10 protein-coding genes are annotated in these 13,025 nt (G+C 57.5%); 6 read left to right on the top strand and 4 right to left on the bottom strand.

The genetic code is table 11. The annotated features are described in order from the left end of the window. Nucleotides 1-41: 41 nt before the first annotated feature. Both nudK and WH277_RS22275 read left to right on the top strand, forming a co-directional pair. On the top strand, nt 42-623 hold the full coding sequence (gene nudK / locus WH277_RS22280) for a GDP-mannose pyrophosphatase NudK (RefSeq protein ID WP_159336142.1): 582 nt from the start codon (nt 42-44) through the stop codon (nt 621-623). 142 nt (nt 624-765) lie between these two features. Continuing rightward, nucleotides 766-1,860: a DUF1176 domain-containing protein gene (locus WH277_RS22275; RefSeq protein WP_227534916.1), complete on the top strand. Its 1,095-nt coding sequence runs from the start codon at nt 766-768 to the stop codon at nt 1,858-1,860. A 174-nt stretch (nt 1,861-2,034) separates the two neighbouring features. Here WH277_RS22275 and WH277_RS22270 read toward each other — a convergent pair whose 3' ends face one another. Then, complete coding sequence (locus WH277_RS22270; RefSeq protein WP_339506960.1) at nt 2,035-2,817, bottom strand: MipA/OmpV family protein; 783 nt, start codon at nt 2,815-2,817, stop codon at nt 2,035-2,037. Between the two features lie 121 nt (nt 2,818-2,938). Between WH277_RS22270 and WH277_RS22265 the strand changes: the two genes are divergently transcribed. The 4 genes from WH277_RS22265 (at nt 2,939) to WH277_RS22250 (ending at nt 9,112) form a co-directional block, all read left to right on the top strand. Beyond that, nucleotides 2,939-3,634, top strand: a complete 696-nt coding sequence (locus WH277_RS22265; protein ID WP_133845926.1) for a response regulator — start codon at nt 2,939-2,941, stop codon at nt 3,632-3,634. After that, nucleotides 3,631-4,827, top strand: a complete 1,197-nt coding sequence (locus WH277_RS22260) for a sensor histidine kinase (protein ID WP_200643939.1) — start codon at nt 3,631-3,633, stop codon at nt 4,825-4,827. Before WH277_RS22265 ends, WH277_RS22260 begins: the two co-directional genes overlap by 4 nt. An 83-nt stretch (nt 4,828-4,910) precedes the next feature. Continuing rightward, nucleotides 4,911-6,053, top strand: a complete 1,143-nt coding sequence (locus tag WH277_RS22255) for an efflux RND transporter periplasmic adaptor subunit (RefSeq protein WP_339506956.1) — start codon at nt 4,911-4,913, stop codon at nt 6,051-6,053. Next, on the top strand, nt 6,050-9,112 hold the full coding sequence (locus WH277_RS22250; RefSeq protein WP_339506953.1) for an efflux RND transporter permease subunit: 3,063 nt from the start codon (nt 6,050-6,052) through the stop codon (nt 9,110-9,112). Before WH277_RS22255 ends, WH277_RS22250 begins: the two co-directional genes overlap by 4 nt. Nucleotides 9,113-9,157: 45 nt before the next feature. Here WH277_RS22250 and tkt read toward each other — a convergent pair whose 3' ends face one another. The 3 genes from tkt to rpiB form a co-directional block, all read right to left on the bottom strand. Beyond that, nucleotides 9,158-11,158, bottom strand: a complete 2,001-nt coding sequence (gene tkt, locus WH277_RS22245; RefSeq protein ID WP_133845930.1) for a transketolase — start codon at nt 11,156-11,158, stop codon at nt 9,158-9,160. 67 nt (nt 11,159-11,225) lie between these two features. Continuing rightward, nucleotides 11,226-12,176, bottom strand: a complete 951-nt coding sequence (tal, locus tag WH277_RS22240; protein ID WP_159336148.1) for a transaldolase — start codon at nt 12,174-12,176, stop codon at nt 11,226-11,228. A gap of 281 nt (nt 12,177-12,457) precedes the next feature. Next, nucleotides 12,458-12,916 (bottom strand): ribose 5-phosphate isomerase B, encoded by a 459-nt coding sequence (gene rpiB, locus WH277_RS22235; protein WP_133845932.1) that lies wholly within the window; start codon nt 12,914-12,916, stop codon nt 12,458-12,460. Between the last annotated feature and the right edge of the window lie 109 nt (nt 12,917-13,025).

The raw sequence follows: 13,025 nt of genomic DNA, 5'->3' as shown, positions 1-13,025 counted from the left end.
TCTAAGATAGCAGGCTCCTTAAGCATCACCACGGGGCCTGTATGTCAGCCAAGATCGACGTCATCAAGAATAAAGTTCTGTCCGAGAACTGGTTCGTTCTGCGTAATTTTACCTACGATCTCACCGCCAAAGATGGCACCACCCTGCGTCACAAACGCGAAGTTTACGATCGCGGTAATGGCGCGACCATCCTGTTGTATAACCGCGATAAAAACAGCGTGGTGCTGACGCGTCAGTTTCGTATTGCCACCTGGGTGAATGGCAATCCCAGCGGGATGCTGATTGAGACCTGTGCGGGATTGCTGGACGATGATTCACCAGAAGACTGCATTCGTCGCGAAGCGATTGAAGAAACCGGTTATGTCGTGGGTGACGTGGAAAAGCTGTTCGAGTTGTATATGTCACCGGGCGGCGTCACCGAGATGGTGCATTTCTTTGCCGCTGAGTACAGCGATGCCCGGCGTGAAAACGCGGGTGGCGGGATTGATGACGAAGATATTGATGTGCTGGAAGTCACCTTTCCAGAGGCCTGGGCCATGGTGAAAGATGGCCGCATTAAAGACGGGAAAACCGTTACCCTGTTGCAGCATGCGCTGCTGGTGGGCTGGCTGCATCTTATTTGAATCTGCACGCTCTCCGACAACGGTGACTGTCCGATAAATCCGATTGAGACGCTGGCAGGATCTGCGCATGATGAATGCTGTACACGGATTGTCCGTGATGGTGTTTTTTTGCTGGATGACCTAACAGGGACCTCATCGATCAATGTCTTACTGGACGAAATGGTTATGGCTACTCTCGCTCTCTTGTGCGGCTTCTGTGCAGGCGCAGCCGTTACAGAAGACCTTTTCTGACTGGCAGATCACCTGCAATAACCTCAACAGCTGCGAAGTGCGCAGTATTCCGGGAAACAATGGCCTGGCAATGACGCTACAGCGGGATGCGGGCAGCGATGCCCCGGCACAGTTGCGCATGGATTACGGCAACCGTTTCAGCGGCAAGCTGCCCGGCGGCGCATTGCAGGATAACCTGTTGCTGGACGGGCAGCGGTTAAAGCTCGACCTCAAACACTGGGAGGTTGAGCCGCACCATCTGCGCACCACCCACAGCATCTCAATTGATGAATTCCTCGCCCAGGTGATGGATGCAGATACCATTCAACTGCTCTACCGCGCGGATGCGATTATTTCTCTGCATGGCCTGAAAGCCGCGTTATTACTGATGGATGAAGTGCAGGGACGTATTAACAGCACCAGTGCCTGGATCCAGCGCGGTGACCGTGCGGCCAACAACGTCCCTCCTGCCCCGGTATTGCCGCAGGTCAGCGCACCGCCGCATGCACCTCAGGCGTTAACGCAGGAAGAGTCCACCGGGTTGATTGATTTTGCGACCTGGCGGATTAACAACGACAGCTGCTCGCTCAACCCACTGCGGCGCGAAGTCAGCGTTTCACCGCTCAGTGATGAGAAGGCACTGCTGCTGGTCAGTTGTGAAATGGGGGCTTACAACATTATTGACCTGGCGTTTGAAGTCTCGCGCAGTCAGCCTTATGTGTCGAAAAGCATTACCCTGACGCTGCCGTTTTCTCCGCCGGAGCGCACGGATAATCAGCTGGAGCTGGTGAATGCCGATTTTGATGCAGCACGCGGTGAGCTGCTGACCTTCAGTAAAGATCGTGGCCTGGGCGACTGCGGTGTGGCCACGCGCTGGCAGTATAATGGCCGCCAGTTTGTGCTGGCAGAATATGCGCAGGAAAGTACCTGTGATGCCTGGCACAGCAGCGACCAGTGGCCGATGCTGTATGAGAGTCAAAGCGTTCCGCCACAGCAGAACGCCTCGGTGGAGATGCAGCAGGAGTGATGACACAAACGAACTCCCTGTGCGGCCATTACCTGGCACCATATGCTATCAAGTAATAAACGATGAGATGAACGACAACAATGCCCCCCACAATACACGCCACAAAGCGGATATCGTAATCGGTCAGAAAATTTTCAAACCGTGAGGGGCGGCGTTTAGTTCCCTTCATCGTCACTAAAACGTGTAAGTGATAGCAGCCGTCGCGGTGGCTTCATTTCGACGGAACACAATCGGGCTGTCGGCGCCGTGGTCACTGAGCCAGGTATAGCCCGCCACCAGCGTGGTGCCCCACTGCGGGGTAAACTGGTGTCCCCATGTCAGACTGTTTTGTACGCCATACAGCCCGCCGGGTGCAGCGTAGTGGCGGTAACCGCTGCGTGAACTCTGCTGCGCATTGACGCCGTAAAACGTATTCATATAGCGACTGTCGCCAAACAGCGCGGCGGACTGAAAGGCGAGGGTATCGCTTTCATTTTGCAGCGGGATCAGCGTCACGGATGTCTGATACTGCACGCCCTGACTGTCGCTCAACGGCAGCGTTGCTTTGCCTTCCACGGAGAGCCACGGCGCAATCGTCCAGCCGACGGCCACCGCCGTATTCAGCGCGGCGTCAATATTTCCCATCCCTTTGAGTTTGTCAGACCCGTCGCGCCATGAGGCATTTTTATCCGAACGCCCCAGGCTGTAGCCCAGCGTATGCTCCAGATACAGCCCCGAGTCGGTCTGCAGGTCGTAGCCCGGCCCTTTTTGCGAGTCGAAAAACACCGCGCCATCGCGAGCCTGTATCACCGGCACAAACTGCCACTGGCGCTGGTCGGAACCGCTGTAACGCGGCGCACTGGTTGCCCCGATACCCAGAGTCAGGCTTTTCGGGTCCGGCTCGGCGGCGCGGGCGATAAGACTGATGTTCATGACGGCAAGACAGCTAATGCACAGGGTAAATTTTCTGGTTATCATCGTCGCTCCTCAGCACCGAATCATCACGGCTCATAAGTGGCCGCACATCTGATACCGAATGATGAACAGGCAGTGTCAATTTACTGCCAGGGTTTTATGAAGAAACAGTCAAGGTGATGTCATGCAGATGAAACGCGTACTGATTATTGAGGATGATGCGGATGCGGCTAACGTGCTGGAAGCCTATTTACGCCGGGAGAATTACCATGTCGCTATCGCCAGCGACGGAGTCACCGGGCTGGATTTGTCGCAGAGCTGGAAGCCGGACCTGATCCTGCTTGATATCATGCTGCCAGGCATGAATGGCACAGAGGTGCTGGCCGCCGTGCGCCGTAAAGGGGATATTCCGGTGATCATGGTCTCCGCGATGGGGGATACGCCGGATAAAATTGGCGCGCTACGCTATGGGGCCGATGACTACGTGGTAAAACCGTATAACCCGGGTGAGGTAGTGGCGCGCGTTCAGGCGGTGCTGCGCCGTACATCAAACCTTACTCCGCGCAAAGAGATCCTGCGCTGGCAGGGGCTGGAGGTTGATGTTGAATCGCTCACCGCCGTTGTCAGAGACGGGGCAGGCAAGGTGACCGGTCTGGAACTCACCCCGACCGAACTCTCATTGCTCACCACACTGATGCAGTCCCAGACCTATCCTTTTTCTCGTCAGCTGCTGCTGGAACGCTGTCTTCCCGAGAGCGAAGCGCTGGAGCGCGTGGTCGATACGCATATGTATAACCTGCGTAAAAAGCTGGAAAATGCGGGTATTGCGGATGTCCTGCATAACGTGCGCGGCGTGGGTTACCGGTTCAGACAGCCATGAGCCAGCAAAAAAAACAGAGCCTGTGGCGCTGGATTTGCATGAGGATCCTGGCGCTGGCGATGGGATCCGTTGTCTTAATCGCCTTCTGCATGTGGCTGCGTTTTGTTATCCAGAAATACTGGGTGCTCAACCATATGACGGCCTCTCAACGCGCGGAGCTGACCGTCCTGTTGAAACATCCGGAACGGGATATTGCCCGGTTTCACCAACTGATCGATGCCGGCTGGGGCATCGGTTATTCGATGCCCGACATCGCCTCATCCGACTGGCTGACGCTGGCGACCTTAATTGTGATTGCGCTGCCGGTCATTATTATCTTCGGGCTGCGCGCCGCGCGGCCGCTGTCCGAACAGTTCAGTCGCCTGGCAGCGGCCGCACGATCGGTGGCACGCGGTGAGTTTGGTACGCGGGCAGGGACGGTGGAAAACGCCCCGGCGGAACTCGCGCAGTTCACCCACGATTTTAATCTTATGTCTCAGCAGCTTGAACGTTACGATCGTGAGCTGCGCACCTCCCATGTTGCCATGGCTCACGAGCTGCGTTCGCCGCTGACGGCTGCGATAGGGCGCCTTCAGGGCATGATAGACGGCGTATTTGAGCCGGACCCGGGCCAGCTGAACATGGTGATGAAACAGCTTCAGCACCTGAACCGTCTGACGGATGAGCTGCATCTGTTATCGCTTGCCGATGCCGGACAACTGTCGTTCACCCTCAGTACCTTTGATTTAACCGAACTGCTGCGCGAGCGCGTGATATGGATGAAACCGCAGGCGGAAGCGGCTGGGATGAATATGCCTGTCAGAGCGGCCGCACCTGCGCCTTTTCGCGGAGATCCGTTTCGTCTGGGGCAGGTCTTTACCATTCTGATGGAAAATGCCCTGCGCTATGCGGGCGAAGGCAAGATGCTGGATATCGATGTTCAGCGCCAGCCAAAGGGCTATCTGATCACCTTCCGCGATCGCGGGCCGGGCGTGGAGGCGGAATTTCTGCCGCTGATGTTCGAACGATTTGCCCGGGCTGACTCGTCGCGGGCACGACACTCAGGCGGCAGTGGGCTGGGTCTGTCGATAGCCCGGGCAATTTGTGAAGCTTGTGGCGGGCAGCTGGTGGCCTCATTACCAGCGGAAGGCGGGCTGATGATCAGCCTGCATTTGCCCTTTGCCACGCCGGAGGTGGGAATAAAAATCGCCTGAATTGACGATTTCTTGATAATACGTGCAGCAAATCTGGACAGTCGCGCGATTGAATAAGGCGATTACCGTTCAGGAATAGTGCTATGACCGATACCTTCACCGATTACGCCCGTCAGATACTGCATCATCTCAACCTCCCGGGGCGGTTATCCCTCTTCTGGCTGTGGCTCATGGCACTGCCCGTCGTGTTTCTCCTTGTTGCCTGTGGCGACAAGGAGAAAACCGCTGCGCCTCTGGCACGTCCGGTGCGCTATGTGGTGGCACCGGCGTCGCTTTCCGGCAGCGTGCAGTCGCAGACCGGGGAAATCCGCGCTCACGATGAAACGACCCTGGCGTTTCGCCTGGATGGACGCATGCTGTCACGTGCCGTGGATGTGGGGGACAAGGTGAAGGCAGGACAGCTGCTGGCGATGCAGGATAACAGCACGGGCCTGAATCAGCTGGGCAGTGCGCGCGCCGATCTCGCCAGCGCCCAGGCGGCGGAGCGGGTGGCAGCACTGAATGTGCAGCGGATGACCACGCTGACGCGAACCGGGGCTATCGCCCGGGTTCAGCTGGATACGGCGCGTTCAGACTGGCAGGCTGCTTTATCCAAACGACAGAGCAGCGAAGCGGCGCTTAAAAATGCCCAGGACAGCCTGAGCTGGACGCGCCTGACGGCACCCTCGGACGGCATTATCACCGCGGTCAGCGCCCAGCCGGGGCAGGTCGTCAGTGCCGGACAAGCGGTGTTCACCCTCGCTGCGGGCAATGATCGCGATGCGATCTTTGATGTCAGCGATCCGCATGCGCTGACGCCAAACAGCGCACTGCCTGTACAGATCTCACTGCTTGCCGATCCCGCTGTGACAACCCTGGGACATCTGCGTGATGTCAGCCCACAGGCCGACCCGCAAACGCGTACCTGGCGCGTGCGCGTGACGCTGGTGAATCCACCGGAAAGCATGGCGCTGGGGGCCAGTGTGCAGGCAGCGTGGCAGCAGCAGGGGCAACGCAGCATCGCACTGCCAGCGTCAGCATTGACCCGGCTGGGGGATAAGCCCGCCGTTTTCGTGGTGGACAGTACCCACCTCCGCGTGCTGCTACGTCCGGTCACCCTGGGGAACTCTGACGTGAACAGCATTGCGGTAACGGCGGGCATCCTGCCGGGAGAACGGGTGGTGACGGCAGGCGTCAGTAAACTGCGTGACGGTGAAAAAGTGACGCTGCTGGAGGAGGGCCAATGATCCCGCACATTCCGACATCGCGTTTCAATCTCTCCACCTGGGCCTTACAGCATCCGCCGCTGATCGTCTTTTTCATGCTACTGGTGATGGCGGCCGGTATCTTCAGCTATGAACAACTGCCGCGCAATGAAGACCCGGCGTTTACCATCAAAACCGCCGTGGTATCGGCGTCCTGGCCGGGTGCGGATGTGAAAGATACTGTTAATTTGGTCACGGATACCCTGGAGAAGAAACTTCAGGAAATTCCTTATCTCGATTATGTCGAGAGTGAAACCCGCGCCGGGCAGGCGGTGATCTCCGTCTATCTGCGCGATGATACGTCCCCTGCCTCAGTGCCTGAGATCTGGTATCAGGTGCGCAAAAAAGTGCAGGATATAACGCCTTCACTTCCCCAGGGCGTGCAGACGCCCCAGGTGAACGACGAGTTTGATGACACGTTTGGCACGATTTACGGTTTCACCGCGGAAGGCTTCTCCCTGCGCGAACTGCGCGACCGGGTTGAAGACATTCGTCGTAACCTGATGTCGCTGCCGGATATCGGCAAAATCACGCTGACGGGTGTTCAGGAAGAGCAAATGGTGATTGCCTTCTCGCCGCGTAAAATGGCGGGGCTGGGGATTGACCTTCAGCAGGTCACCGAGGCCATCCGCGCGCAGAATGCGGTGGTACCCGCCGGGGAAATACGCAGCGACAGGGAGAATATCGCGCTGAGCGTGACGGGGGCACTGGGGTCTGCGCAGAGTCTGCAGGCTGTCGTGCTGCATATCGGCGATCGTTATATTCCCCTTAGCGCGATGGTCACCGTCACCCGACAGGTGGCAGATCCGCCCGCTGCTGCCTTTCGGGTCAATGGACAACCTGCCATTGGTCTGGCGATATCCATGGCGGCTACCGGCAACATGATTCGTTTTGGTGAGGCGGTGAACCAGCGTATGGCGGCGATTCAGGCCGGGCTGCCGCACGGGATTGAGATGGTCAGGGTGGCTGACCAGAGCGCCGTAGTACAGCAGGCCGTCAGTGGATTTACCCGGGTGCTGACGGAAGCGGTGGTTATCGTGATGGCGGTTTCTTTTCTCTCGCTCGGTATGCGTGCCGGCCTGGTGGTGGCCGCCGCGATCCCGCTGGTGCTGGCGATGACCTTTGTGGGCATGATGCTGGCGGGGATCGGGTTACAGCGCATTTCACTGGGGGCGCTGATTATCGCGCTCGGCCTGCTGGTGGATGATGCGATGATCACCGTGGAAAGCATGGTGTCGCGGCTGGAAGCGGGAGACAGCCGCTGGAAGGCCGCCAGCTATGCGTTTCAAACCACCGCCTTCCCGATGTTGACGGGTACGCTGGTGATGATTGCCGGTTTTATCCCGATCGGGTTTGCCGCCTCCAGCGCGGGAGAATACTGTTTTTCTCTGTTCGTTGTGGTGACGATCGCGCTGCTCTCCTCCTGGGTCGTGGCTATCCTGTTTTCTCCGCTGATCGGCACCTGGCTACTGCCCGCCACGCTTAAATCACATCAGGCCGGGCCGGGTCGGCTGGCGCGCGGGTATCACCGCTTACTGACGCTGGCGCTGGGGCACCGGCTGAAAACCGTGACCGCCGCGCTGACGTTACTGGTGCTGGCTGCCTGGGGAACCACCTTTATGCAGGGAGAGTTTTTTCCGGCGTCCGACCGTCCTGAGCTGCTGGTGAGCCTGACATTACCCGGCAACGCCTCACAGAAAGAAACCGAACGCCAGACCGAGCGGCTTGAGCGTGCGCTGCGCGGCAATCCTCACATCGATCGCCTGTCCAGCTATATCGGCACCGGGGCGATCCGTTTTTATCTGCCGATGGATGTATTACTCGATAATGAAAACACCGCCCAGCTGGTGGTGGTGGCGAAGAGCCTTGAGGATCGTGAAGCGCTGCAACAGCAGTTAGAGAAGATTCTGTCGGAGGGTTTCAGTGATATCGCTACGCGCGTGTCGCCGCTCGAACTGGGGCCGCCAGTCGGCTGGCCGATAAAGTACCGCGTCAGCGGGCCGGACTACCATCAGGTTCAGTCCATTGCCCGGCAGCTGGCGGCGATCCTTGGCGACAGTACGCTCACCCGTGAAGTGAATCTGACCGCCGGGGAGCCGGAGCGCGTCATTACTCTGATTATCAATCAGACGGCGGCACGGGCGGCGGGTGTCTCCTCGGAAAGCGTTGCCACGGCACTGAATACCCTCTGGTCAGGCAGCGTGGTGACGACCGTCCGCGACGGTAACCGGCAGGTGGATGTGATGCTGCGGGCCAATGATCGGGAACGTCAGGACCTGACAACGCTCTCCTCCCTACAACTGACCACCAGCGGCGGCATGAAGGTGCCCTTAAGTCAGGTGGCAACGCTTCGCTGGGGCATCCAGGATCCGGTGATCTGGCGCCATCAGCGTATGCCGTTCATCACCGTGCAGACTGACCTGGCACCGGGCCTGCGTGCGGAGGGGGTATCGCAACAGTTGGCGGCCTCGGTCACGCAACTGCGAGCGTCGTTACCCCCTGATTACCGGATTGACGAAGGCGGCTCGGTGGCTGAATCGGATAAGGGGAACACCTCGGTGTTTGCCGTCTTGCCGGTGACGTTGTTTGTGATGCTGATCCTGCTGATGATTCAGCTACAGCGTTTCTCGCGAATGCTGTTGGCGCTGCTGATGGCACCCTTTGGGCTGATTGGTATTGTGCTGGCGATGTTACCGACCGGCACGCCGATGGGCTTTGTGGCACTGCTCGGCATGATTGCGCTGGCCGGGATGATTATCCGTAATGCGGTGATTCTGATCGGTGAGGTGGACAGTAACCTTGGGCGGGGGATGGAAAAACAGCCGGCGATTATCGCTGCCGCGCAGCATCGATCTCGCCCGATCATGCTGACCGCCTGTGCGGCAATTCTCGGGATGATCCCGATAGCCGAACAGGTATTCTGGGGGCCGATGGCCTATGCCATCATTGGCGGGTTGCTGGTAGCAACGCTGGTGACACTGACGGTACTGCCTGCCTGTCTCAGCCTGGTGATCAAAGACGATGTGGTGCCGAAAGCATAAAAAAAACCGCCTTGCGGCGGTTTTGTCTTTTTGGCTGGAAAGGAATTAATGCGGTTTGAGCAGCGCCTCGGCATGGCTGACGATGTTTTCCACCGTAAAGCCAAATTCCGGGAACAGCTTCTCGGCCGGGGCCGATTCACCGAAGCCGGTCATCCCGACGATGGCACCGTTCAGGCCAACATATTTGTACCAGTAATCAGCGATACCGGCTTCAACAGCGACACGCGCCGTGACGCCGGAAGGCAGCACGGATTCGCGGTAGGCCGCATCCTGGGCATCGAATAGATCGGTAGACGGCAGCGATACCACGCGCACCTTGTGGCCGCTGGCGCTCAGCTTGTCGGCTGCGCCCAGAGTGATTTCCACTTCGGAACCGGTGGCAATCAGGATCACCTCCGGCGTGCCGTCACTGTCTTTCAGCACGTAACCGCCGCGTGAAATATTGGCCAGCTGCTCTTTAGTACGCTCCGGCTGTGCCAGGTTCTGACGCGACAGGATCAGCGCGGTCGGACCATGATGACGCTCGACGGCATGTTTCCACGCCACGGCGGTTTCCACCTGGTCGCACGGACGCCAGACGCTCATGTTCGGCGTCACGCGCAGGCTGGCAATCTGCTCGACAGGCTGGTGCGTTGGGCCATCTTCGCCCAGACCGATGGAGTCATGGGTATAGACCATAATCTGACGCGCCTTCATCAGCGCGGCCATACGCACCGCATTACGCGCATACTCGACGAACATCAGGAAGGTGGCGGTATACGGGATAAAGCCACCGTGATGCGCCAGGCCATTGGCAATCGCCGTCATCCCGAATTCGCGTACGCCGTAGTGAATATAGTTTCCGGCTTCATCCTCTTTAATCGACTTCGAGCCGGACCAGATGGTCAGGTTACTCGGGGCGAGGTCAGCAGAACCGCCAAGGAACTCTTTCAGCAGCGGCCCGTAGGCCTCCAGCGCGTTTTGCGAGGCTTTACGGCTGGCGATTTTCTGCGGATTAGCCTGCAACTGTTCAATATACTTCTGGGTTTCCGCCTGCCAGTTCTCCGGCATGCCCCCGGTCATACGACGGGTATATTCTGCGGCCAGCTCAGGGTGGGCCGCTTTGTAGGCAGCAAATTTCTCATCCCAGGCTTTTTCCGCTTTGGCCCCGGCGTCTTTCGCATCCCACTGAGCGTAGATCTCTTTCGGAATTTCAAACGGCGGATAATTCCAGCCCAGCGCTTTACGTGTCAGTGCCACTTCTTCATCGCCCAGCGCAGCACCGTGCGCTTCTTCTTTACCGGCTTTGTTCGGTGAACCGAAACCAATTACGGTTTTACAAATCAGCAGCGACGGTTTGTCGGTGACGCTTTGCGCTTCTTTGATGGCGTTGGCAATCGCATCCGGGTTATGGCCGTCGATATCGCGGATCACATGCCAGTGATAGGCTTCAAAGCGTTGTGCGGTATCGTCGGTGAACCAGCCTTCCACTTCACCATCAATCGAGATGCCGTTGTGATCGTAAAAACCGATCAGTTTACCCAGCCCCAGCGTACCCGCCAGTGAGCAGACTTCATGGGAGATACCTTCCATCAGGCAGCCATCGCCCATAAACACGTAGGTGTGGTGATCGACAATTTTATGGTCAGGGCGGTTAAACTGTGCGCCCAGCGTCCGTTCCGCAATCGCCAGACCGACCGCATTCGCCAGGCCCTGGCCCAGCGGTCCGGTGGTGGTTTCCACACCTGGCGTGTAGCCCAACTCCGGGTGACCCGGGGTTTTTGAATGCAGCTGGCGGAAGTTTTTCAGCTCGGACATCGGCAGATCGTAGCCGCTGAGGTGCAGCAGGCTGTAAAGCAGCATCGAGGCGTGGCCGTTAGACAAAATAAAGCGGTCGCGGTCAGCCCAGGCTGGGTTGTTCGGGTTGTGATGCAGGAAATCACGCCACAGGACTTCAGCGATATCGGCCATACCCATTGGCGCACCCGGATGGCCAGATTTGGCTTTTTGCACCGCATCCATACTGAGCGCGCGGATGGCATTTGCCAGTTCTTTACGTGAAGACATTGCTTCCTCCTGGTTGCAAGAGGGCGGATCGTCGATCCGCCCGGGGAGACAGAGATAAGAGGGGGGATTACAGACGTGCAGCCAGCACGTCTTCCAGTTTCTGCTGGTCAATGGCGAACTGGCGGATACCTTCGGCCAGTTTTTCTACCGCCATCGGGTCCTGATTATGTTCCCAGCGGAATTCCGCTTCAGACAGCGGGGCTGGCTGGTGGAAGCCCTGAGTGGACGGCGTCAGTTTACGTTCGACCGGCGCATTGCTGGCCTGAAGTTCTTCCAGCAGATTCGGTGCGATGGTCAGACGATCGCAGCCTGCCAGGGCCAGGATCTGCTCAACTTTACGGAAGCTGGCACCCATGATCACGGTGTTATAGCGATGCTGCTTATAGTAGTCGTAGATATTGCGTACGGATTTCACACCCGGATCTTCATCCACCACGTACGGGTCGAGCGGTTTACGGCTGTTGTACCAGTCGTAGATGCGGCCAACAAATGGCGAGATCAGGAACACATCGGCTTCGGCGCAGGCACGGGCCTGAGCGAAGGAGAACAGCAGGGTCAGGTTGCACTGAATACCGTTTTTCTCAAGCTCTTCAGCCGCTTTAATACCTTCCCAGGTGGAAGCCAGTTTAATGAGGATGCGTGAACGGTCGATACCGTGTTCTTCATACATTCTCACCAGCTTTTCCGCTTTGGTCACGCACATCCCGCGATCGAAAGAGAGGCGTGCATCCACTTCGGTAGACACGCGGCCAGGAACACTTTTCAGGATCTCCAGACCGAGGTTAACGGCGACCTTATCGCTGGCATTGATAATTTGGGTTTCTTTACTGCCGCCCTGTTTTTTGGCGTACTCGATGGCGTCAGTAATCAGATGTTTGTAGGCGTCGAGGCCGGAGGCTTTCAGGATCAGAGACGGGTTGGTTGTGGCATCTTCCGGATGGTAGTTACGGATGGATTCAATATCGCCACTATCAGCCACCACGGTGGTGAATTGTTTCAGTGCGTCTAGCTGGTTCATCTAAAGCTCCTTGATAAGCAATCTGTGATGCAAGTTTAACCGTGACGCGATTGTTGCGGCTGTTTCTTACAGGCAAGACGCAACAACTGTACCCGACACGGCTGAGTATTCTTAGGCGAAACATTGCATCAGACCCGCGACAATGGGAATGCGTTTTCTCTGATTGTTGCGATGGGTTCGCCCAATGGGCCAGTCTGCTGGCAGCAAAAATAGCACAACGATTAAGTGTAGCAGCTCAGGGAAAACGCGGCGGCGCAGAGGGGGTGCGCCGCACTTAAAGATTACTTTTCGCCGACTTTCTGCTCGTAATAGCTGATTTTCTCGACTTTTTCCGTTGAGCCGCCCCCTTCAAATTCAGCATTTAGCCAGCTATTCACAATACTCCGGGCCAGCTCCGGGCCGATGACGCGTGCGCCCAGTGTCATCACCTGTGCATTGTTACTCTTGCGTGCACGCTCGGCAGAGTAAGTATCGTGACACTGTGCAGCACGGATGCCCGGCACTTTGTTCGCCACAATCGCCATGCCGATCCCGGTTCCGCAAATCAAAATTCCCCGCTGGTGTTTGCCTTCTCGAATGGCGTTGGCCACCGTCCAGGCGACATCCGGATAGAGGGGTCTGCTGGACTGTGCATCATTGCTGTAGTCGCTGACGTCGATATTTTTTTCCTGCAAAAGCTGCTTGATCAGGTTTTTTAATTCCAGTGCCGCATCGTCGGCGCCAATTGCGATAGAAGACATAGGGTTACTCCCGCTGAGATAACAGGGCCGCCGGATCCCGGTGAATCATCAGGATCTCCGGCAACGATTCACTTTTACCCTAACGCATTTTTGTTCATATGTTCAATAG

Origin of the sequence: Erwinia sp. MYb416 (genome assembly GCF_037479575.1) — a bacterium.
GTDB lineage: Bacteria > Pseudomonadota > Gammaproteobacteria > Enterobacterales > Enterobacteriaceae > Erwinia > Erwinia rhapontici.
Note: the sequence above shows the minus strand (reverse complement) of the source record. Positions and strands in the feature narration are given on the sequence as shown.

Excerpts from the sequence above, each read along its gene's own strand:
- nudK (WP_159336142.1), top strand. The coding sequence starts at position 42 with ATGTCAGCCAAGATCGACGTCATCAAGAATAAAGTTCTGTCCGAGAAC.
- WH277_RS22275 (WP_227534916.1), top strand. The coding sequence starts at position 766 with ATGTCTTACTGGACGAAATGGTTATGGCTACTCTCGCTCTCTTGTGCG.
- WH277_RS22270 (WP_339506960.1), bottom strand. The coding sequence starts at position 2,817 with ATGATAACCAGAAAATTTACCCTGTGCATTAGCTGTCTTGCCGTCATG.
- WH277_RS22265 (WP_133845926.1), top strand. The coding sequence starts at position 2,939 with ATGCAGATGAAACGCGTACTGATTATTGAGGATGATGCGGATGCGGCT.
- WH277_RS22260 (WP_200643939.1), top strand. The coding sequence starts at position 3,631 with ATGAGCCAGCAAAAAAAACAGAGCCTGTGGCGCTGGATTTGCATGAGG.
- WH277_RS22255 (WP_339506956.1), top strand. The coding sequence starts at position 4,911 with ATGACCGATACCTTCACCGATTACGCCCGTCAGATACTGCATCATCTC.
- WH277_RS22250 (WP_339506953.1), top strand. The coding sequence starts at position 6,050 with ATGATCCCGCACATTCCGACATCGCGTTTCAATCTCTCCACCTGGGCC.
- tkt (WP_133845930.1), bottom strand. The coding sequence starts at position 11,158 with ATGTCTTCACGTAAAGAACTGGCAAATGCCATCCGCGCGCTCAGTATG.
- tal (WP_159336148.1), bottom strand. The coding sequence starts at position 12,176 with ATGAACCAGCTAGACGCACTGAAACAATTCACCACCGTGGTGGCTGAT.
- rpiB (WP_133845932.1), bottom strand. The coding sequence starts at position 12,916 with ATGTCTTCTATCGCAATTGGCGCCGACGATGCGGCACTGGAATTAAAA.